The sequence below is a fragment of the Anaeromyxobacter sp. genome, from assembly GCA_016718565.1.
Classification (GTDB): domain Bacteria; phylum Myxococcota; class Myxococcia; order Myxococcales; family Anaeromyxobacteraceae; genus JADKCZ01.
In genome coordinates, this window is the sequence record JADKCZ010000001.1 from 39,569 (window position 1) to 61,370 (window position 21,802).

The window sequence follows — 21,802 nt, forward strand, 5'->3', positions numbered from 1 at the left end:
CGGCCTCGTGGTTCTACCGCTTCTTCTTCGGGTCCCGCCAGAGGTCGGCGGCCTTGTCCCAGAAGCTCCTGGCGCGCGGATGGGTCTCCCCGCCGGAGAGCTCCTCGAACTTCTCCAGCAGCGCCTTCTGCTCGCGCGTCAGGTGGGTGGGCGTCTCCACCACCACCACCACGTGCTGGTCGCCGCGGCCGCTGCCCTGCAGCACCGGCACGCCCTTGCCCTTCAGCTTGAAGGTGGCGCCGGTCTGGGTGGCGGCCGGCAGCTTGTGCTTGACCGGGCCGTCCAGGGTGGGCACGTCGATGGTGCCGCCCAGCGCCGCCTGCACGAAGGAGATGGGCACCTCGCAGACGATCTCGGTCCCCTGGCGCTGGAAGAGGCCGTGCTCCTTCACCTGGATGACCACGTACAGGTCGCCGGGCTGGCCGCCGGCCGCCGGGGGCGGCTCGCCGTCGCCGCTGGAGCGCACCCGGGTGCCGGTGTCCACGCCCGGCGGGATCTTCACCGAGACCCGCGTCACCTCGCGCACCGCGCCGGCGCCGGCGCAGGCCGGGCACTTGTCCACGATGACGCGGCCGGAGCCCTGGCACTGGTGGCAGGTGCGGGCGATGGAGAAGAAGCCCTGGGTGAGCCGGAGCTCGCCGGAGCCGCTGCAGGTGGGGCAGGTGCGCGGCGAGGTGCCGGGCTTGGCGCCGGAGCCGGCGCAGGGCTCGCAGCGGTGGGCCTTGGGGATGTCGAGCACCTTCTCGACGCCGAAGGCGGCCTCCTCCAGGGTCAGCTCGAGGTGGTAGCGGAAGTCGTTGCCCCGGGTGCGCTGGCGCTGCCGCCGGCCGGCGCCGGCCCCGCCCCCGAACATCTCGCCGAAGATCTCGCCGAAGATGTCGTTGATGCTGGCCCCGCCGCCGCGGCCGAAGCCGAAGGGGTCGTCGCCCGCGCCGCCGCCGCCGGCGAAGCCGAACTGGTCGTAGCGGGCCCGCTTGGCCTCGTCGGAGAGGACCGCGTAGGCCTCGGTGGCCTCCTTGAACTTCTCCTCGGAGGCCTTGTCGCCCTGGTTCTTGTCCGGGTGGTGCAGGTGGGCCGCCTTGCGGTAGGCGGCCTTGAGCGCCGCCGCGTCGGCGTCGCGGGCCACGCCCAGCACCTCGTAGTAGTCGCGCTTGTGCAAGGGGGATCAGCCTCGAGGCGTGGGACCGGGAGCGGCCGGGCGGGAAGGTAAGGACGAAGCGGGGGCTGGCAAGCGGGGGGTGGGCCGCGGGGAGCGGCCGCGGCGCCCGGCTACGTCGCCCCGCCCTGCTGCGCGTAGATGGCGTCGGCGATGCGGTAGGCGCTGCCCTCCAGGCGGGCCAGCGCCTCCTTGATGGCGGGCGGGTCGCCCACGCCCAGCACGGCCTTGAGCGCCTCCAGGTCGGCCCGGATCTCGTCCTGGTCCTCCTGCTTGAGGGCGCTGGCGTACTCCTCCAGGCTCTTCTCGGTGGTGTAGATGAGCCCCTCGGCGTTGTTCTTCAGGTCGGCGACCTCCTTCTTCTTCTTGTCGTCCACCTTGTTGGACTCGGCGTCCCGCACCATCCGCGTGATCTCGGCCTCGGTGAGGCCGGAGGAGGCGGTGATGCGGATGTTCTGCACCTTGCCGGTGCCCAGGTCGCGGGCCGAGACGTGCACGATGCCGTTGGCGTCGATGTCGAAGGTGACCTCGATCTGCGGCACGCCGCGGGGGGCGGGCGGGATGCCGACCAGCTCGAAGCGGCCCAGCGTCTTGTCGTCGGCCGCCATGTCGCGCTCGCCCTGCAGCACGTGCACCGACACCAGCGGCTGGTTGTCCACCGCGGTGGAGAAGACCTGCGACTTCTTGCAGGGCACGGTGGTGTTCTTCTCGATGATGCGGGTGAAGACCCCGCCGGCGGTCTCCACGCCCAGGGAGAGCGGGGTGACGTCGAGCAGCAGGACGTCCTTGACCTCGCCCTTCATGACGCCGCCCTGGATGGCGGCGCCCACCGCCACCACCTCGTCCGGGTTGACGCCCTTGTGCGGCTCGCGCCCGAAGAAGCGCTTCACCACCTCCTGCACCTTGGGCATGCGGGTCATGCCGCCCACCAGGATGATGGTGTCGAGCTGCTGGGCGGTCAGCCCGGCGTCGCGCAGGGCGATCTTGCAGGGCTCGATGGTCTTCTCCACCAGGTCGCCGACCAGCTCCTCCAGCGTGGCCCGGTCGATGGTCTCGGCCAGGTGCTTGGGGCCGGTGGCGTCGGCGGTGATGAAGGGGAGGTTGACCTCGGTCTCGCCGGCGGAGGAGAGCTCGTGCTTGGCCCGCTCGGCCGCCTCCTTGAGCCGCTGCAGCGCCATGCGGTCGCGCTTCAGGTCCAGGCCGGTCTGCTCCTTGAAGCGCTTGGCCAGCCAGTCGATGAGCCGCTGGTCGAAGTCCTCGCCGCCCAGGAAGGTGTCGCCGTTGGTGGCCTTGACCTCGAAGACCCCGGAGTTGAGCTCCAGGATGGTGATGTCGAAGGTGCCGCCGCCCAGGTCGTAGACCGCCACCCGCTCGGACGTGCCGGACCGCTGCTTGTCGATGCCGTAGGCCAGGGCCGCCGCGGTGGGCTCGTTGATGATGCGCAGGACGTTCAGGCCGGCGATGCGGCCGGCGTCCTTGGTGGCCTGGCGCTGGGCGTCGTTGAAGTAGGCCGGGCAGGTGACGATGGCCTCGGTGACCGGCTCGCCGAGGTAGTCCTCGGCGGTCTGCTTCATCTTGGCCAGGATCATGGCCGAGACCTCGGACGGGCTGTACTTCTTGCCCTCGATCTCGACCCAGGCGTCGCCGTTGTCGGCCGGCACGATGCGGTAGGCCACCAGCCCGGTGGAGCGCTTGACCTCGGCGTCCTCGAACTTGCGGCCGATGAGCCGCTTCACCACGTAGATGGTGGACTCCGGGTTGGTGATGGCCTGGCGCTTGGCGATCTGCCCGACCAGCCGCTCCCCGCCCTCCGTGAAGGCCACCATGGAGGGCGTGGTGCGCGAGCCCTCGCTGTTGGGGATGACCACCGACTCGCCGCCCTCCATGACGGAGACGCAGCTGTTGGTGGTGCCCAGATCGATGCCGATGACCTTGCCCATGGCTCCCCTGCCCGGCCGGCGCTACGACGCGCCGCCGCCCCCCGGCGCCTGCGGCGCGGCCACCGAGACGCCCACCAGGGCGGGCCGGACCAGCCGCTCGTTCAGCGTGAACCCGCGCGCGTGCTCCAGCACCACCATGCCGGGCGCCACCCCGGGGCTCGGCACCTGCATGAGGGCCTCGTGCCGGGCCGGGTCGAAGGGCTGGCCCATGGCGCTGAAGGCCTTGACCCCGTGGCGCGACAGCGCCTGCTCGAAGCTGGAGCGCACCAGCTTGACCCCGGCCACCAGCGGGTCGTCGGGGGCCGCCGCCGCCAGGGCGCGGTCCAGGTTGTCCATCACCGGGAGCAGATCCTTGAGCAGCTTCTCGGCGCCGAACTTCTGCACCTCGTCCCGCTCGCGGGCCGCCCGCTTCTTGTAGTTCTCGAGGTCGGCCACCGCGCGCACCCAGCGGTCGTGCACGTCGGCCAGCTTCTTCTGGCCCTCGCGCGACAGCGCCTGCGAGAGCTCGAGCTGGGCCCGGAGCGACTCGAGGTCGTCGGCCGGCCCGGACGCCGGGTCGTCGCCGGGCCCGACCTCCACCTCGACCGGGTCGCCGGGGTCGCCGGGGTCGCCGGCCGGCTGGTCGCCGACGGCGCGGCCGCCGCGCTCCACCGAGCGGAGCGCGGCCGCGATGGCGTCGTCCGGGATGTCCGCCCGGAAGTTTCCCTTGTCCTGGCTGTCGCCCATGGAGTCGTTTCGCGAGATGTGTTCTTGGACCCCGGCCCCGACATACCCCCGGGGTCAGGGAGGAATTTGGATTGTCGCACACCGGTCGGCGGGCCGACAAGCGACGCGGTGCGGCGGGGGCCCGCGGGCGGGCGCCCACCCGGGGCGTGTCAGCCGTCCCCGTGGCGGCCGATCGCCCGGGAGAGCTCGCGCGCGGTCAGGTCCACCAGCGGGATGACCCGGGCGTAGTTCATGCGGGTGGGGCCCACCACCGCCAGCGTGCCCAGCACCCGGCCGGCCCGGCCGTAGGGGGCGGCCACCACCGAGACGTCCGGCACGGTGGCGAACTCGCTCTCGGCGCCGATGAAGATCTGCACCTCCTGCGAGAGCAGCACCCGGTCGAGCACCCTGAGGATGCGGTCCTTCTCGGCGAAGGTCTTGAGGAGGGCGCGGGCCTTCTGCACGTCGGCGAACTCGGGCGCGTCGAGGAAGGAGGCCTCGCCGTCCACCAGCACCCGCCCCTCGGCCGGGGGCGCGGCCAGCGCCAGCTCGGCCAGCGAGAGCGCCTTCTGCATCAGGCCGTGCAGGGCGGTGTGGTCGGCCCGCATGTCCTCCAGGATCCGCTCGCGCAGCGTGGCCAGGCTGGTGGCCGCCTCGGAGGCGGCCGCGATCCGCTCGTTCAGGTAGGCGGCGGCGCGCTCCAGCTCGGAGGCGTCGAAGGGCTGGTCGAGCTGCACCAGCTTGTTGGTGACGATGCCGGCCTGGGAGACGAAGACCGCCAGCACCCGGTTCTCCCGCAGCCGCACGAAGTCCACCTGGCGGATGGGGTCCACCTTGGGCGGCGGCGTGGTGACCACCGCGGCGTGGTGCGACAGCGAGTGGAGCAGGTCCGCGGTGCCCTCGAGCAGGCGCGACACGTCGGGCGCGTCGGCGGTCAGCGAGGTGATGCGGTCCCGGTCGGCGCTGGTGGGCGGGCGCACCTTGAGGAGGGTGTCGACGTAGAGCCGGTAGGCCTGGGCGGTGGGGATGCGCCCCGAGGAGGCGTGCGGCTTCTCCAGCAGCCCGAGCGCCTCGAGGTCGGCCATGACGGCGCGCACCGTGGCGGGCGAGCACTCCAGCCCGTGGCGGGCCAGCAGCGGCTGCGACGCCACCGGCTCGCCGGTGTGGATGTAGTCCTGGACCAGGGCCTTCAGGACCTCGCGCGCTCGCCGGTCCAGCTCGCCCTGGGCCGCCATGGTCGCGCTCCCGCGGGCCGTCAGGGCTCGCCGAGGCGGCGGGCGGCGGCCGTGGCCAGCGAGGGGAAGCGGCCGGCGGCCAGCTCGCGCCACCGCAGCTCGGCCCCGGCGCGGTCGCCGGCCAGGTCGAGCAGCATGGCCTCCAGGTGGCGCCGCTCCTCCACGAAGGCGAAGACCAGCGCGGCCCGCGCCGAGCCGTCGTCGAGCCGCACCGCCTCGCGCAGCAGGGCGCGGGCCCCGGCGGCGTCGCCGCGGGCGTCGGCCAGCAGCGCCAGCGCGTAGGCCGGCTCCGGGCGCGTGGCGTCCACGCCGCGGGCGCTCTCCAGGTAGGCCTGGGCGGCCTCGGCGTGCCCCTCCACGGCGCACAGCTCGCCGAGGTTGAGGAGCGCCGCCTGCTGCTCGCGCGGCCCGCCGCTGGCCACCACCTCGTCGAGCAGGCGGCGCGCGGCGTCCAGGTGGCCGTCGAGGAAGTAGCTGACCGCCAGGTCGTTGAGGGCCGACAGCCGATCGGGATCGCCGGCCAGCTCCGCCTCGTAGGCGGCGCGCGCCCCGCCGAGATCGCCGGTGCGGATCAGCCCGGCGCCGAAGCCCTGCGCGGCGGCCAGCGTGCCGAGCGCCGGGGTGGCGTCGTCGCGCAGCGGCAGGCGCGGGTCGGCCGAGCCGCCGCAGGCGGCCAGCGCCAGCGTGGCCACGAGCGAGAAGTTGCCGAGCCGATTCGAGAGGTTGCGCACTTGGGATCCGGAGGAGGGCGGCGGAGACCAGGGGAGTCTAGTCATCCGCCCCGAAGGGATCAAGGAAGCGGGGTGTCCCCGGATTCGAAGGCCGCTCCCCCCCGTCACCGCGGGACACGGCGAGCCCCACCCCCCGTATGCCCCGAAAAGGCCAATGGCTTTGGTGTCCCCTGTGTCACGGACGGGTTGTCCGAAAGTTTTTCTTATCGAGGGGTCAGTCTAGACTCCCTTCACCGCCTCCCCCGGAGTCTCGCAGTCCATGATCTCCCGCCAGCAACTCGCCACGCTCGTGGAGCGCTTCGGCGTCGGTTCGCAGTTGACCGGCGGCGTGCTGCTGGTGGACGACGAGCCGCTCAACCTGCGGGTGCTCAAGGACCTGCTGGAGGAGCGCTGGACCGTGCACCAGGCCACCTCCGGCGCCGAGGCCTTGCGCATCGCCGCGGCGGTGCCGCTCGACGTGGTGGTGACCGACCAGCGCATGCCGGGCATGAGCGGCGTGGAGCTGCTGGCGGCGCTGCGCGAGCTGCGCCCGGACCTGGCGGGCATCGTCATCACCGGCTTCGCCGACATGCAGGCCCTGGAGTCGGCCATCAACCGGGCCCACGCCTTCCGCTTCCTGCGCAAGCCGTGGGAGTCCGACGACGTCATCCAGGCGGTGGAGCAGGCCAGCGCCCTGGTGGCCCAGGGGCGCACCATCGCGCAGCTGGTGCAGCTGCTGGCGGCGCGCGGCGAGGAGCTGAAGGCCTCCCTGCGGACGCTGCAGGACCAGCAGCAGCAGCTCCTGCACCTGGAGCGGGTCGGCACCCTGGGGCGGCTCGCCTCGGGCATCGCCCACGACCTGAAGAACGTCATGACCGGGCTGCGCTCCGCCGAGGCCGAGCTGCAGGCCCTCGACGTCGACCCGGACCTGCGGTCCTTCCTGGCGCTGGGGCTGGCCCACGTGGACAGCCTGCTGCGCACCCTGCAGACGCTGCGCGACTTCTCGCGCAGCGGGTCGCTCGAGCTGGTGGCGGGACTGGTGGAGCCAGCCCAGCTGGTGGAGACCTCGGTGGCCATCTGCCGGCTGGACCTGAGCTACCGGATGCGCCGGGTGGTGCCCAGGGTGGCCCCGGGCCTGCCGCTGCTCCGGGCCGACGGCCAGAAGCTGATCCAGGTGCTGGTCAACCTGGTCCGCAACGCCCTGCAGGCCTCCGAGGACGGCGGCGAGGTGCGCATCAGCGCCGAGGCGCTGCCGGAGGGCGGGCTCCTGCTGGCCGTGGAGGACGACGGCCCCGGCGTGCCCGAGGCCCTGCGGGCCAGGCTCTTCCAGCCCTTCGCCACCGGCCGCGGCGAGCAGGGGCTTGGCATGGGGCTCTACATGGCCCGCCTGATCGCCGAGACCCACGGCGGCCGGATCGCCGTCGGGTCCGGCCAGCGGGGCGGGGCGCGCTTCGAGGTGGTGTTGCCGAGCAACGGGCCCGTCGAGGGGCCCCCAGTCGACGAGGAGAGACCGCATGGGCCTGCACGAGCTGGGTGACCCCGGGACCGGGGTGGTGGACTTCGAGGCGCCGTTCCTGGTGCCGGCCGCGGCTGGCTCGCCAGCCGCGCAGGCCGTCGCGGCGGGCCCCGGCGCGGCGCCCCCGCGGGTGCGGCGCTACGAGGAGCTGGACGGCGCCGTCGGGCGCGGGGTCTTCTTCCGCCCGCAGCGGTTCAGCGCGGAGGACCTGGCGCCCCTCACGGCCGCCGTGACGGTGACCGTGGCCGGGGCGCGGCGGGAGTGCGCCCTGGTGGACGTGTCGCAGAACGGCGTGGCCGTGGCCTGGCCCGCCGACCTGCCGGTCTCGCCGGGCCAGCGCCTGCCGGCGGCGCTCCGCTTCGACGACCACGCGGCCTTCACCGGCGAGGCCCACGTCGGCTCGGTCCGGCAGAAGGACGGCCTCACCGTGGTGGGGCTCTCCTTCGTGGACTTCCTGCTCGACGTCGACGAGATCCACCAGCTGCGCGCCGTGCGCGCCTGGGCCCCGGCGGGCGCCGGCGGGCCCCTGGAGCGCCGGCCCTGGCGCCTGGCCGGGCACGAGAAGTTCAAGTCGCTGGTCTCCGAGCTGGGGCTGTACCTGGAGGACGCGCGGCGCGAGCTGACGGCCTTCGAGGCCGAGCTGCCCTGGCACGTCCTCAACGGACCGGCCAACCCGGCCCGCGCCGCGCTGGTCTCGCGGCTGCGCGCCGGGTTCGTGGCCGACGTGGTGGACCAGACCGAGCAGGTGGACGCGGCCCTGCGCCAGATCCCGGGGGGCCTGGCCAACGCCGCCGCCCGCGAGTGGTCGCTGCGCCACCTGCACGACCACCTGCTGCAGGCCCTGTCGTGCCAGCGGGCCCTGCACAAGCCGTTCGGCTACCCGGGCGACTACGAGCTGATGAACTTCATCTACGAGCGGCAGTTCGAGGGGCCGAACCTCTTCGCCCGCGCCGTGGGCCTGGCCTTCCTGAGCACCCGCGCGCCGGCGGCGGTGCGCTGCCGCAAGGACGTGGTCAAGGCGCAGCTGGCGGCGCTGCTGGCGCGGCGGGCCGGCTCGAAGGAGCCGGTGCGCGTGCTCTCCATCGCGGCCGGCCCGGCCCAGGAGCTCTTCGAGCTGTTCGAGGCCATGGAGGACCTGCCGGTCCCGGTGGAGGTGGTGCTGTTCGAGCAGGACCGGCACGCCCTGGCCCACGCCTGGCGGCGCCTGCGCTCCACCGCCGTGGCCCGCTTCCCCGAGCAGGTGCGCTGCACCTTCCTGCACGACTCGGTGAAGCGGCTGCTGCGCGACGAGGACCTGTTCGCCGACTTCGGGCAGTTCGACCTGGTCTACTCCTGCGGCCTGCTCGACTACTTCCAGCGCGCCACCGCCACGGTGCTGGTGCGGCGCCTGGCCGCCGCCACCAGGCCGGGCGGCCAGCTGCTGGTGGCCAACATGGTGGACCACCCCATCCGCTGGGTGATGGAGTGGCACCTCGACTGGAACCTCATCTACCGGACCCGCGAGGACCTGCTGGAGATCGGCTGGCGCGCCGCGCCCACCGCCCAGGCCCGCATCCTGGAGGAGGCCAGCGGGGCCAACCCGTTCTTCGAGCTGATCCCCGAGTAGCCGGGGCATGGTGGACGACCCGCCCGAGCTGCGCCGCCGCTGGCGCCGCTGGCTCATCGAGCGCAACCGGCGCGGCCTGCGGATCGCGCTGGCCATCGTGGCGGTGCTCTACCCGGCCTTCGGGCTGCTGGACCTGGCCCTGCTGCCCCCGGCGGCGCTGGCCTGGCTGTGGGCCACCCGCCTGGTGGTCTTCGGGGTGACGCTGGCGCTCTTCCCCTTCACCCGCAGCGCCTCCTGGGATCGCTGGGGCCTGTCGGTGACGACCGGCTACGCCTGGCTGGCCTCGGCCGGCATCGCGGTGATGACCACCTACGCCGGGGGCCTGGCCTCCCCCTACTACGCCGGCATCTCGCTGGCCATCACCGGGGCCGGGCTGCTCTTCGTCTGGCCGGTGCGGGCGGTGGCCGTCACCCACGCCTCCATCGTGGTCACCTTCGTGCTGGTGAACGTGGGCGCCGGGACCATCGGCGACCCGGCTGTGGCCCTCTCCAACCTGGCCTTCCTCTCGGCGCTGGCCCTCATCGCCGGCGTGGGCCAGTCGCTGCTCTTCCGCACCCAGCGCGAACAGCACGCCCAGCGGGTGCGCCTGGAGCAGGCCACCGCCAACCTGGAGCGGGCCCACGTCGAGCTGCAGCAGCTCGACCAGTTCAAGTCGCGCTTCTTCGCCAACATGACCCACGAGCTGCGCACGCCGCTGGCCATGGTGCTGACCCCGCTCGAGCTGCTCATGCAGGGCGAGATGGGCCAGTTCACCGAGGCCCAGCGCAGCTCCTTCCTCACCATGTTCCGCAGCGCGCTCAAGCTCCTCAAGCTGGTCAACGACCTGCTGGACCTGTCGCGGCTGGAGGAGAGCCGGCTGCGCCTGGAGGTGGCCGAGCACGACCTGACCGCCTACCTGCGGGGGCTCACCGAGGAGACCCAGGTGCTGGCCCGGCGCAAGGGCATCTCGCTCACCTTCGAGCCGGCGGTCGCCGGGCCGCCCGCCGCGGTCTGGTGCGACCTGGAGCGGCTGGAGCGGGTCTTCGTCAACCTGCTCTCCAACGCCGTCAAGTTCACCCCGCCCGGCGGCCACGTGGTGGTGCGGCTCTCCGCCGACGCGGCCGGGGTGGAGGTGCAGGTGGAGGACGACGGCCCGGGCTTCCCGCCCGCCACGGCCGGGCGCCTCTTCGAGCGCTTCTACCAGGTGGACATGGCGGGCACCCGCCAGCACGGCGGGGCCGGCATCGGCCTGGCCCTGGCCAAGGAGATCGTGCTGCTGCACGGCGGCACCATCGAGGCCCACAGCGACGGCCGCCATGGGGCGCTGCTGACGGTGCGGCTGCGGCGCGGCGCCGGGCACCTGGCGGCCGCCGCCCTGGCGGACCCGGCACCGGCCGGCGAGGGCGAGGGCGACTCCGGGCCCGACTGGGTGGTGCAGCTCTCGGCCCGCCGCGACTTCCGGCTGCTGGACATCGAGGAGGCCGCCGAGCGGCGGGTGGTTGAGCGCGACGTGGACGAGGGCTCCCGGCCCCACTCGGTGGCGGTGGTGGAGGACAGCCCGCAGATCACCCAGTTCATCCACATGACCCTGCGGCGGCAGTTCAAGGTGCTGACGGCGCCGGACGGCGTGCGGGGCCTGGAGCTGATCGAGCGGGAGCTGCCCGACCTGGTGGTGACCGACCTGATGATGCCGGGCCTGGACGGCCTGGCCATGACCCGGCGGCTGCGCGAGCAGCCGCGCACCCGCCACATCCCCATCATCATGCTCTCGGCCCGCGGCGAGCTGGACGACCGGGTGCGGGGCCTGGAGACCGGCGTCAGCGTCTACCTGACCAAGCCGTTCTCGCCCCGCGAGCTGCTCACCAGCGCCCGCCGCCTGGTGCAGGCCAAGGAGGAGGCGGCCGACCTGGTGCTGACGCAGCGCATGGACTCGCTCGAGCTGGTGGCGGCCGGCCTGGCCCACGAGCTGAACAACCCGCTCAACTACGTCAAGAACGCCCTGGCCCGCGTGCAGCTGGACACGGCGCGGGTGCTGACCCTCTCCGACCAGGCCGCCGCCGGCGCGCTGCCCGGGGCCGAGCTCCAGCAGCTGGCCAAGCTGGGGGCCCGGGTCAAGGAGCTGCTGGGCGTGGCCGACGCCGGCCTGAAGCGCATGGCCGGCACGGTGGAGCTGATGGGCCGCTACGGTCGGGCCGGCTACCGCCGCGAGCTCTCCACCCCGGACGCCTGGGAGATGGTGCGGACGGCGGTGGCGGTGGTGCTGCCCGCCACCGGGCGCGACGTGCAGGTGACCATGGACCTGACCGGCGACGGCACCCTGGAGTGCGTGCCGGAGGAGCTGGGCCAGGTGGTGACCAACCTGGTGCAGAACGCCATCGAGGCGGTGGCCGACGGCGCCGGCACGGTGCACCTGGTCGGCCGCGGCGGCGCCGACGAGCTGGTGCTGCGGGTGCGCGACAACGGCCCGGGCATCGCGCCGGAGGCCATGAGCCGCCTCTTCACCCCCTTCTTCACCACCAAGGGGCCGGGGCGCGGCACCGGGCTGGGCCTCACCATCACGCGGCGGGTGGTGGAGGCGCTGCACGGCACGCTCAAGGTGGCCAGCACCCCGGGCCAGGGGGCCGAGTTCACCGTGCGCCTGCCGCGCCGGCAGCCGCTCGCCACGGCGCTGACGCCGCCGCCGGCCCTGACCCCGCCGCCGGGCTGACCGGCCCCGGGGGGCGCGGCGGGCCAGGGGGCGGCGTGCTATAGGCCCCTCGCGACGGCCGCCCGATGTCCCTCCCGACCGCACCCCCAGAGCCCGCCCCGGCCGGCGCCCGCGCCCGGGTCCGTCGCGCCCTCGAGGCCTCGCGCCTCGCCGAGGTGACCGGGCTTCCCGGCGCGGCCCGGGGCCGCCTGGTGCAGGACCTGCTGGCCCCCGGGCCGGCCCGGGCCCGCTGCGTCCTGGCGGTGGCCACCGACGAGGAGCGGGCCGACGCGCTGGCGCGCGACCTGGCCTTCTTCGTCGGCGAGGCGGCGGTGCTGCGGGTGCCGGCCGACGCGGTGCTGCCCTACGACGACCTCTCGCCCGACCGCGGCGTGGAGATGGAGCGGCTCTCGGCCCTGGCCAGGCTGCACGCCTCGCCGGGCGAGGTGCTGGCGGTGGTGGTCTCGGCCCGCGGGCTGGCCCGCCGGGTGGCGCCGCGCGCCGTCTTCGAGGCCGGCTCGGACCTGCTGGCGGCCGGCCTCACGGTGGACCGCGAGGCGCTGGCGCTGCGGCTGGTGTCGCTGGGCTACGCCCGGGTGCCGCTGGTGGAGGACCCGGGCACCTTCGCGGTGCGCGGCGGCGTGCTCGACCTGTGGAGCCCGGCCGAGGCCAGGCCGGCCCGCCTGGAGTTCTTCGGCGACGAGGTGGAGTCCTGCCGCCCCTTCGACCCGGTCTCGCAGCGCAGCGGCGAGGGGGCGGTGGAGGTGCTGACCTGCCCGGCGCGGGAGGCGCTCTTCACCGAGGCCGGCAAGGCGGCCGCCAAGGAGGCGGTGCGGGCCGCCGCCGAGCGGGTCAACCGGCCCACCTCGCGGGTGCGCGAGGTGCTCGACGCCATCGACGCGGCGCAGCCCTTCTTCGGCCAGGAGGCGCTGCTGCCCGGCTTCCACCCGGCCGGGCTGGACACCCTGCTCGACTTCCTGCCGCCCGGCACGGCCGCCTACGTGGACGACGCCACCGGCGTGGAGGAGGCGCTGGCCGACCTGTGGGAGGCGCTGGCGCGCGAGCACGCGGCGGCGCTGAAGCGCGAGGAGCTGACGCTGCCGCCTGAGGCCCACTTCCTCCCGGCCGGCGAGGCGCTGGCGGCGCTCGCGGCGCGGCCGCTGGTGCGCCGCCACCTGGTGTTCCTGGGCACCGGCGACCCCATCCGCACCTCCCTGGGCGAGACCGCCGACCTGCGCGGCGAGATCCAGGCGGCCCACGGCGAGGAGGGGGCGCTGGCCCCGCTGACCCGGCGGCTGGAGGACTGGCGCCAGCGCGGGCTGACCACCGTCATCGCGGTGAGCACGCCCTCCTCGGCCGACCGCCTGCGCCGCCTCCTGGAGGACCGCCGCCAGGCCGCCCGCCCCCACCCCGGCCCGCTCGGCGACCCGCGCCCGCTCTACGACCCCGCGGTGCACGCCCACCTGGTGCCCGGCGAGATCTCGGGCGGCTTCGTGGACGGCGAGGGCGGCCTGGTGCTGCTCTCCGACGAGGAGATCTTCGGCCGCAAGGTGCGCAAGAAGGCCCGCGCCACCCGGGAGGAGCACGCCTTCGCGGCCGGCTTCCGCGAGCTGAACGAGGGCGACCTGGTGGTGCACGTGGAGCACGGCATCGCGCGCTACTGCGGGCTCACCAAGATGCAGATCCGGGGGGTCGAGGGCGACTTCCTGGTGCTGGCCTACGACGGCGCCGACCGGCTCTACCTGCCGGTGGGGAAGCTGCGCCAGGTGCAGAAGTTCACCGGCGCCTCGCCCGACGCGGTGCGGCTGGACCGGCTGGGCGGGCAGTCGTTCGCGCTGCGCAAGGCGCGGGTCAAGGAGCAGCTGCTCAAGATGGCGGCCGAGCTGCTCGACGTCTACGCCGCCCGGGCCGCCCACCCGGGCCACGCCTACGCCGAGCCGGACCAGACCTACCGCGAGTTCGAGGCCGAGTTCCCCTACGAGGAGACGCCCGACCAGCAGAAGGCCATCGACGACGTCCTCCGGGACCTGCGCAAGGCGGGCGGCGGCCGCGGCCCCATGGACCGGCTGGTGTGCGGCGACGTGGGGTACGGCAAGACCGAGGTGGCCATGCGGGCCGCCATGCTGGCGGTGCTGGGCAAGCGGCAGGTGGCGGTGCTGGTGCCCACCACCATCCTGGCGGCCCAGCACGAGCGCTCCTTCCGCGAGCGCTTCAAGGGCTACCCGGTGCGCATCGAGGCGGTCTCCAGCATGAAGACCGCCGAGGAGTCCCGCCGCATCCTCAAGGCGGCGGCGCTGGGCCAGGTGGACGTGCTGATCGGCACCCACCGGCTGCTGGGGGCCGACGTCTCCTTCGCCGACCTGGGCCTGGTGGTGGTGGACGAGGAGCAGCGCTTCGGGGTGGCGCACAAGGAGCGGCTCAAGAAGCTGCGCAAGCTGGTGGACGTGCTCACCCTGACCGCCACGCCCATCCCGCGCACCCTGCACATGAGCCTGGCCGGGGCGCGGGACCTCTCCATCATCGCCACCCCGCCGGAGGACCGGCGCGCCATCCGCACCTTCGTCATGAAGTTCGACCCGGCCGCCATCCAGGAGGCCATCGAGAACGAGCTGAAGCGCGGCGGCCAGGTCTTCTTCGTGCACAACCGGGTGCGCTCCATCGGCTCGATGCAGAAGTTCCTGGCCGAGCTGGTGCCCGCGGCGCGCATCGGGGTGGCGCACGGGCAGATGGGCGAGGGCAAGCTGGAGGAGGTGATGGCGGCCTTCGTCGAGAAGCAGCTGGACGTGCTGCTGGCCTCCACCATCATCGAGAGCGGCCTCGACATCCCCAGCGCCAACACCATCATCGTCAACCGGGCCGACCACTTCGGGCTGTCGCAGCTCTACCAGATCCGCGGCCGGGTGGGCCGCAGCCGCGAGCGGGCCTACGCCTACCTGCTGGTGCCGGCGCGCCGCCCGGTCACCAAGGACGCCCGCAAGCGGCTCGAGGTGCTGCAGAAGTTCACCGAGCTGGGGGCCGGCTTCCAGATCGCCTCGCACGACCTGGAGATCCGCGGCGCCGGCAACCTGCTCGGCAAGGACCAGTCGGGCCAGATCGAGGCGGTGGGCTTCGACCTCTACGCGCAGCTGCTCGACGAGGCGGTGCGCGAGCTGAAGGGCGAGCCCCCCAAGGACGAGGTCGACCCCGACGTGGCGCTGCCGGTGGCGGCCTTCATCCCCGACCCGTACATGCCCGACGTGCACCAGCGGCTCTACTTCTACAAGCGCTACGCGCAGGCCTCCACCGACGAGGAGCTGGAGGAGATCCGCGCCGAGATCGTGGACCGCTGCGGCGACCCGCCGGACGAGGTGGACGCGCTCGGGGAGGTCATGAAGGTGAAGGTGCGCCTGCGGGCCTGCGCATCCGTGCCCTGGAGAGCGGGCCGGGGCGCATCGTGCTCACCCTGGGCGAGGGGGCGGCGCTGGACCCGTTCCTCCTCGCCAAGCACGTGCAGGCCTCCGGCGGCGCCCTCCGGCTCACCCCGGACATGAAGCTGGTGGCCCGCTTCGGCCCGGACCCCGCGGCCGCGGGGCCGGCGACGGCGGCCCGCCCGCCCGCCCGCCCGACCCGCGGCCCCACCGGGCGCAAGCTGGCCGCCCCGCCCCGCCCGGCCCTGGCGCCCCTCTCCTCCCCGGCCGCCGAGGCCATGGACGGCAAGGCCCTGCTGGCCGCGGCGCGCCAGCTCCTCGGGGGCCTGGCCCGCTGCGCCAGGCCCGACTGACCTGGGGCTCGGCGAGGCCCTCCCGGCGCCGCCCGGCGGGGCGCGCCGATCCTTGATCCGGCCGTCGTTCCGTGGTCTTTTTCGGCCCCTCGGGGCAGCGCCGCGCGCCCCCCATGGGGGGAACACCTTCCCCGGCTCGCGCGTTGTCACCGGACCAACCTCCACAGGTTCCTGCCGCTCCCAACAGTCCAAGGAGTCCCCCGCATGCTCCGCCGCGTCCTCCCCGTCGTCCTCGTCGCCGTGCTCGCCGCCTGCGGCTCCGAGAAGGCCGCCGGGCCCAAGAAGTCCGGCCCGGCCGTCGCCACCGGCAACGGCATCACCATCACGGCCGAGGAGTTCAAGGCCCGCCTCGACGAGCAGTCGCCCTTCATCCGCGCCCGCTACTCGACCCTGGAGCGGAAGAAGGAGTTCCTCGACAACCTGATCCGCTTCGAGGTGCTGGCCAAGGAGGCCACCAAGCAGGGCCTCGACAAGGATCCGGACGTGCAGCTGACGCTGCGCAAGATCATGGTGCAGAAGCTGGTCCAGAAGAACTTCGCCGACCAGTCGGGCGCCGCCGCCCTGCCGGACGCCGAGCTGCAGAAGTACTACGACGACCACAAGGACGAGTTCCAGAAGGCCAAGAAGGTGCGCCTGGCCGCCATCGTCCTGACCGCCCCCGCCGGCGCGCCCGACCGCGCCAAGAAGGAGGCGCTGGCCAAGAAGGCCCTGGCGCAGGTGAAGGCCGCCGAGAAGACCAACAGCCTGGCCTTCGCCGCCGCCGTCACCCAGTACTCGGACGACGCCGCCACCAAGGCGGTCTCCGGCGACCTGAACTTCAAGACCAAGGACGAGCTGGAGAAGGCCTACGGCGCGCCGCTGGCCGAGGCGGCCTTCGCGCTCAAGCCGGGCGAGCTCTCCGGCGTGATCGGCACCCCGCAGGGCTTCTTCGTGGTGAAGGCCACCGGCGTGCAGGAGGAGGTCAACCGGCCCTTCGACGTGGTCAAGGCCCAGATCGGCTCCAAGCTGCAGCGCGAGAAGAAGACCAAGGAGTTCGACGAGCTGGTCAAGAAGCTGAAGGAGGAGGCCAAGGTGGTGGTCAGCGACGCCGAGCTGGAGAAGGTGACCGTCTCCGCCGCCCCCCCCCCGGGCGCGCCCGGCATGCCCGGCATGCCCGCCGGCGCCGCCAACGCCATGCCCGAGGCCGCGCGGCCCCCGGCCCCGGCCCACAAGTAGCCGGTGGCTGGCCGGGCCGCCCTCCTCGCGCTCGCCCTCTCGGCCGCCGCCTGCGGCCGCTGCGGGGGGAGCGCGCCGGCGGCCCCGGCCGGCCCCACGCCGGTGGCGCTGGTGAACGGCGAGCCGGTGGCCCCCGCCACCCTGGCCCGCGAGCTCCGGCAGACGCAGGCCGGCGGCGAGGGCGAGGGGCCAGGCGACGTCCTGCGGCGCCGCGTCCTCGACGACCTGGTGGACCGGGCCCTGCTGCTGCAGCAGGCCCGGGCCCGCTCGGTGGTGGTCGGCCAGGACCAGGTGGAGCGGGCCTTCCTGCGCATCCGCAACGAGTACCCGGGCACGCACTTCGACGACATGCTGGCCCAGGAGCGCCTCAGCCAGGGCGAGCTGAAGGCCCGGCTCAAGGACCAGCTCACCGTCGAGCGGCTCTTCCACGAGGAGGTCTTCCCGCGGGTCCGGGTGGAGGACGCCGAGGTGGACCGCTGGTACGCCGACCACGCCGCCGAGTTCCAGGAGGCCGAGAAGGTGCGGGTGCTCCAGGTGGTGGTGGCCAGCCGCGACGAGGCCGCGCGGGTGCGCGAGCAGCTGCGCCGCGACCCGGCCGCCTTCGCCGAGGTGGCGCGGCGGGCCTCCATCGCCCCGGAGGGGAAGAACGGCGGCGACCTGGGCTGGATCGAGCACCGCGCCGGCTTCCCCGAGGTCTTCGAGGTCTGCTTCACCCTGCCGCTGAACACGCTCTCCGAGGTGACGCCGTCGCCCTACGGCTTCCACCTCTTCAAGGTCGTGGAGAAGAAGCCGGCCTCGCGGCGCGCCCTGGAGCAGGCGCGCGCCGGGATCGCCGAGCGGCTGCTGCGCGACAAGCGGGCCCGGGCGCAGGAGGAGTACCTCGCCACGCTGCGCGCCCGCGCCACCATCCAGATCGACCAGGCGGCCCTCGCCGCGGTGACCCCGTGATCCACGCCCTCCTCGTCCTCGCCCTCGCCGCCGTGCCGGCCCCCCGGGGCCAGAAGCCCGACCCGACCCACCGGAGCGAGAAGGCCCCCCGGGCCGGCAAGGCCCCGGCGCCCGTGGCCCCGGCGCCCCCGCCGGTGCGGGAGCCGGAGGTGGCGCCGCCCGGGCCGCGCCTGGTCCTCAACCGGGTGGCCGCCACCGTGAACGGCGAGGTGGTCACGCTGCGCGAGCTGCAGGAGCGGGCCGGCGGCGAGTGGCTGCGCGCCGACCAGCTGCCGCCCGGGCCGGAGCGCGACCAGGCGGTGCAGCGCCTGCTGCGCCGCGCCTGGGAGCTGGTGGTGGCCGAGCGGCTCTTCCGCGAGCAGGCGGTGACGCTGCAGCTGGAGGTGTCCGACGGTCAGGTGGACGCCGCGGTGGAGGACATCAAGAAGCGCAACGGCTTCGACGACGCCCAGCTCGACCTGGCGCTGGCCGGCCAGGGGCTCGACCGCAAGGGGTTCAAGGCCCAGGTGCGGCGCGAGCTCGAGTCGATGCAGGTGCTCAACTACAAGGTGCGCAGCCGGGTGAAGGTCTCGGACGAGGACCTGAAGAACTACTACCAGACCCGCCCCACCGCCTTCGGCGGCGCCGAGGAGGTGCACGTGCGCCACCTCTTCCTGCCGCTGGCGGAGGGGGCCGCGCCGGCGGCGCAGCAGGCCGCCCAGGCGCTGGGCGAGGCGCTGCGCCGGCGGCTGGTGGCCGGCGAGGCCTTCGCCGCGGTGGCGAAGGACGCCGGCGGCGCGCCGGGCGACTCCGGCGACCTGGGCTGGCTGAAGCGCGGCGACGTGCAGAAGGACCTGGAGGACGTGTACCTGCCGCTGGCCGACGGCGAGGTCTCCCGGCCGGTGCGGGCCGGGCCCGGGCTGCACCTCTTCCAGCTGGTGGAGCGGCGCCGCGCCGGCGGCAAGGCCTTCGAGGAGGCCAAGGACGAGATCCGCGACCTGCTGGTGCAGGAGCAGACCGCCTCCTACCGCGACCAGTACGTGGCCGAGCTGAAGCGCGACGCGGTCATCGACCTCCGGCTGCCCGAGCTGAAGGACTAGGGCGACCCCGCGCCGGCGCGCCCACCCGGCGCCGCCCTGGCCGGACCCCTCCCCCGTGGCGGGCGCCGTGGCGCCCGCGGAGACCTCCCGTGAGCGCACGCATCGCCATCTCGCTGGGTGACCCCTCCGGCATCGGGCCGGAGGTGACCGCGGCCGCGCTGCGCGAGCTCGGCCGCGAGGTGACGCCGCTGCTGTGCGGCGACCCCGGGCTGCTGGAGCGCGGCTTCGGGCGGCTCGGGCTGCCGGTGCTGGAGCCGGGCGAGCGGCTGCCGCGCGGCGGGGCCTTCGTGGCGGTGACCCGGCTGGCGGCGCGGGCGCTGGCGCCGGGGCGGCCGGCGCCGCTGGGGGGCGCCGCCCAGCTGGCCTTCCTCACCGCGGCCTACGACCTGGTGCAGAACGGCGCGGCGGCGGCGCTCTGCACCGCCCCGGTCTCCAAGGCCCAGGTGGCCCTGGCCCTGCCCGGCTTCGTGGGCCACACCGAGTGGCTGGAGGCGCGCGGCGGCGGCGGGCGCTCGGTGATGATGCTGGCGGGCCAGCGGCTCAAGGTGGCGCTGGTGACCAACCACCTGCCGCTCTCGTCGGTGCGCGCCGCGCTCACGCCGGCGCTCATCGCCGAGACCATCGCGGTGACGCACCGGGCGCTGGTGCAGGACCTCGGCGTGGCCAGGCCGCGCATCGCCCTGGCGGCCTGGAACCCGCACGCCGGCGAGTCCGGGACGGTGGGCGACGAGGAGGCCCGGCTCTGCCAGCCGGCGCTGGCCCTGGCGCGGCGGGGCCGCACCCCGGCGGCCGGCCCCTTCCCCGCCGACTCGGTCTTCTTCCGGGCCGCGCTCGGGGAGTTCGACGCGGTGGTGGCGCTCTACCACGACCAGGGGCTCATCCCGGTGAAGCTGCTCGACTCGGTGATGGGCGACGCCGCGGTGAACGTGACGCTCGGGCTGCCCATCGTGCGGACCAGCCCCGACCACGGGGTGGCCTACTCCTTGGCCGGCACCGGGAAGGCCAGCGCCGCCAGCATGGTGGCCGCGCTCCGGCTGGCCGCGCGCATCGCCCGGGTGCGGGCGCGCCGCGGGGCCTGACCGAAGGTCGTCCCCCCGGCGCGGCGCGGCGTCGGGGGATCCCGACAGCCGGTTGCGCAACCCCCCGGAATCAGGTGGGCGCCGGGTTGGCAAGGCAGGTGCACTTGGGAGGAGTCAGGTGGCAGCGCGACGCGGCCCCACACCTCAACCTGAACTGGAGAACGCCATGACGACCACGAACTCGAAGCCCCAGAACAAGACCTTCGCCCTCGTCGGCGCCGGCATCGGCCTGGCGGCCTTCCTGGCCCTGGCCCTCCTGCCCTCCATCCTCTACGGCGGCTACGCCGGCCTGCTCCTCGCCGGCGGCATCGTCGGCACCCCGGTCCAGGCCACCTTCCTGGTCCGCGCCCTCATCGTCTTCGGCATGGTCCTCGGCGTCACCGGCATCGCCTCCCTCTTCGCCGTCATGGGCGCCGTCGCCGGCGCCGCCGTCGGCGCGCTGACCAAGGCGGTCACCCCGGCCGAGAAGGCCGTGGCCGCCTCCAAGGTCCAGGCCGCACCGCCGCACCGCGGCCGCCCTTCCGCGGCTGCCACCTGGAACGCCCGGCGACCGCCCTGGTCACCGGGGCGTTCGTCTTCCGGGGCCTGCCTGGCCCGCGGTGGACCGGGGCACAGCCCCTCACCCCGGCCCTCTCCCCGGAGGGGAGAGGGAGACTCAACCGCGGGTGGACGCAGGCACCCCTCACCCCTGCCCTCTCCCCGGAGGGGAGAGGGAGACTCAACCGCGGGTGGACGCAGGTACCCCTCACCCCTGCCCTCTCCCCGGAGGGGAGAGGGAGACTCAACCGCGGGCGGACGCGGGTACCCCTCACCCCTGCCCTCTCCCCGGAGGGGAGAGGGAGACTCAACCGCGGGTGGACGCAGGTGCCTCTCACCCCTGCCCTCTCCCCGGAGGGGAGAGGGGGCTCAACGGGGGAGGCTCAGCACGCTCTGCTCCCTCTCCCCCAGCTCGCTGGGGGAGAGGGCCGGGGTGAGGGGGAGCGTCAGACGTTGAAGCGGAAGTGCATGACGTCGCCGTCCTGCACCACGTACTCCTTGCCCTCGATGCGCAGCTTGCCCTTCTCCCGGCAGGCCGCGTCGGTCTTGAGCTCCAGCAGGTCCTCCACCCGGATGACCTCGGCCTTGATGAAGCCCTTCTCGAAGTCGGTGTGGATGACGCCGGCGGCCTTGGGCGCGGTGTCGCCGCGGTGCACCGTCCAGGCGCGGCACTCGTCGCCGCCGGAGGTGAAGTAGGTGATGAGGTTGAGGAGGTCGTAGCCGGCCCGCACCAGCCGGTTCAGGCCGGGCTCCGCCATCCCCATGCTCTTCAGGAACTCCTCGCGCTCGGCGGGCGGCAGCTCGACCAGCTCGGCCTCCACCTTGCCGCAGATGACCACCATGGGCGCGCCCTCCTCGTCGGCCAGCGCCTTCACCAGGGCCACGTGCGGGTCGTCCGGCGCCAGCTCGGTGTCGTCCACGTTGGCGATGTAGAGCACCGGCTTGGAGGTGAGCAGCGCCAGCTCGCGGGCCAGCGCCTTGCCCTCGTCCGTCAGCCGCTGGCGGCGCACCGGCGTGCCGGCGTTCAGGCCGGCCTTGAGCACGTCGAGCAGGGCCACCTCGGCCTTGGCCAGCTCGCCCACCTTGCCGGCGGTCTTGGTGTTCTTCACCGTCCGCTCGCGCCGCTTGTCGACCGTCTCGAGGTCCTTGAGCATCAGCTCGGTCTCGACCACGTCGCGGTCGCTGCGCGGGTCGACCTGGCCGGCCACGTGGATCACGTCCGGGTCCACGAAGCAGCGCAGCACGTGGGCGATGGCGTCCACCTCGCGGATGGTGGCCAGGAACTGGTTGCCCAGCCCCTCGCCCTTGGAGGCGCCGGCCACCAGGCCGGCGATGTCGATGAACTCCAGCGTGGTGGGGGTGGTCTTCTCCGGCCCGAAGAGCGCCGAGAGGTCCGCCAGCCGCTGGTCGGGCACCGGCACCACGCCCAGGTTGGGCTCGATGGTGCAGAACGGGTAGTTGGCCGCCGCCGCCTGCGCCGTGCCGAGCAGGGCGTTGAACAGGGTGGACTTGCCGACGTTGGGGAGGCCGACGATGCCGATGCCGAGCGCCATGGTGTTCCCTCGTGCGCGCCCGCCGCAGCGGCGGGCGACTCAATGAAAACGGCCCCGGCGGCCCTTCGGGAGGGCGCGCCGGGGCCGGCGAAACGGGT

General features: G+C 74.1%; 14 protein-coding genes and 1 pseudogene. 8 read left to right on the forward strand and 7 right to left on the reverse strand.

Annotated features, from left to right (window positions below; all coding sequences use genetic code 11):
• Nucleotides 1-13: 13 nt before the first annotated feature.
• The 5 genes from dnaJ to IPO09_00205 form a co-directional block, all read right to left on the reverse strand.
• Complete coding sequence (dnaJ, locus tag IPO09_00185; GenBank protein ID MBK9515772.1) at nucleotides 14-1,159, reverse strand: molecular chaperone DnaJ; 1,146 nt, start codon at nucleotides 1,157-1,159, stop codon at nucleotides 14-16.
• A gap of 110 nt (nucleotides 1,160-1,269) precedes the next feature.
• Nucleotides 1,270-3,096 (reverse strand): molecular chaperone DnaK, encoded by a 1,827-nt coding sequence (gene dnaK / locus IPO09_00190; GenBank protein ID MBK9515773.1) that lies wholly within the window; start codon nucleotides 3,094-3,096, stop codon nucleotides 1,270-1,272.
• A 21-nt stretch (nucleotides 3,097-3,117) separates the two neighbouring features.
• Nucleotides 3,118-3,822 (reverse strand): nucleotide exchange factor GrpE, encoded by a 705-nt coding sequence (locus IPO09_00195; GenBank protein ID MBK9515774.1) that lies wholly within the window; start codon nucleotides 3,820-3,822, stop codon nucleotides 3,118-3,120.
• Nucleotides 3,823-3,971: 149 nt separating this feature from the next.
• On the reverse strand, nucleotides 3,972-5,036 hold the full coding sequence (gene hrcA, locus IPO09_00200) for a heat-inducible transcription repressor HrcA (protein MBK9515775.1): 1,065 nt from the start codon (nucleotides 5,034-5,036) through the stop codon (nucleotides 3,972-3,974).
• Nucleotides 5,037-5,056: 20 nt separating this feature from the next.
• A complete protein-coding gene (locus IPO09_00205) occupies nucleotides 5,057-5,812 on the reverse strand; it encodes a tetratricopeptide repeat protein (protein MBK9515776.1) in 756 nt (251 codons plus the stop codon).
• A 214-nt stretch (nucleotides 5,813-6,026) separates the two neighbouring features.
• Here IPO09_00205 and IPO09_00210 point away from each other — a divergent pair, with 214 nt between their 5' ends.
• From IPO09_00210 to pdxA, 8 genes and pseudogenes are all read left to right on the forward strand, one after another.
• Complete coding sequence (locus tag IPO09_00210) at nucleotides 6,027-7,283, forward strand: hybrid sensor histidine kinase/response regulator (protein ID MBK9515777.1); 1,257 nt, start codon at nucleotides 6,027-6,029, stop codon at nucleotides 7,281-7,283.
• Nucleotides 7,261-8,868, forward strand: coding sequence for a class I SAM-dependent methyltransferase family protein (locus IPO09_00215; GenBank protein ID MBK9515778.1), 1,608 nt, complete (start codon nucleotides 7,261-7,263; stop codon nucleotides 8,866-8,868). The genes IPO09_00210 and IPO09_00215 overlap by 23 nt, the downstream gene beginning before the upstream one ends.
• 7 nt (nucleotides 8,869-8,875) lie before the next feature.
• A complete protein-coding gene (locus IPO09_00220; GenBank protein MBK9515779.1) occupies nucleotides 8,876-11,554 on the forward strand; it encodes a response regulator in 2,679 nt (892 codons plus the stop codon).
• A gap of 65 nt (nucleotides 11,555-11,619) precedes the next feature.
• A pseudogene (gene mfd, locus IPO09_00225) lies at nucleotides 11,620-15,293 on the forward strand (transcription-repair coupling factor).
• 204 nt (nucleotides 15,294-15,497) lie between these two features.
• Complete coding sequence (locus IPO09_00230) at nucleotides 15,498-16,508, forward strand: peptidyl-prolyl cis-trans isomerase (protein MBK9515780.1); 1,011 nt, start codon at nucleotides 15,498-15,500, stop codon at nucleotides 16,506-16,508.
• A 3-nt stretch (nucleotides 16,509-16,511) separates the two neighbouring features.
• On the forward strand, nucleotides 16,512-17,456 hold the full coding sequence (locus tag IPO09_00235) for a peptidyl-prolyl cis-trans isomerase (protein MBK9515781.1): 945 nt from the start codon (nucleotides 16,512-16,514) through the stop codon (nucleotides 17,454-17,456).
• A 113-nt stretch (nucleotides 17,457-17,569) separates the two neighbouring features.
• Complete coding sequence (locus IPO09_00240; protein ID MBK9515782.1) at nucleotides 17,570-18,535, forward strand: peptidyl-prolyl cis-trans isomerase; 966 nt, start codon at nucleotides 17,570-17,572, stop codon at nucleotides 18,533-18,535.
• 89 nt (nucleotides 18,536-18,624) lie between these two features.
• Complete coding sequence (pdxA, locus tag IPO09_00245; GenBank protein MBK9515783.1) at nucleotides 18,625-19,614, forward strand: 4-hydroxythreonine-4-phosphate dehydrogenase PdxA; 990 nt, start codon at nucleotides 18,625-18,627, stop codon at nucleotides 19,612-19,614.
• A gap of 70 nt (nucleotides 19,615-19,684) precedes the next feature.
• On the opposite strand, the gene IPO09_00250 is transcribed toward pdxA, so the two are convergent.
• Together IPO09_00250 and ychF are read right to left on the reverse strand one after the other, a co-directional pair.
• A complete protein-coding gene (locus tag IPO09_00250) occupies nucleotides 19,685-20,122 on the reverse strand; it encodes a hypothetical protein (GenBank protein MBK9515784.1) in 438 nt (145 codons plus the stop codon).
• 475 nt (nucleotides 20,123-20,597) lie between these two features.
• Complete coding sequence (ychF, locus tag IPO09_00255) at nucleotides 20,598-21,704, reverse strand: redox-regulated ATPase YchF (GenBank protein MBK9515785.1); 1,107 nt, start codon at nucleotides 21,702-21,704, stop codon at nucleotides 20,598-20,600.
• Nucleotides 21,705-21,802 lie beyond the last annotated feature (98 nt).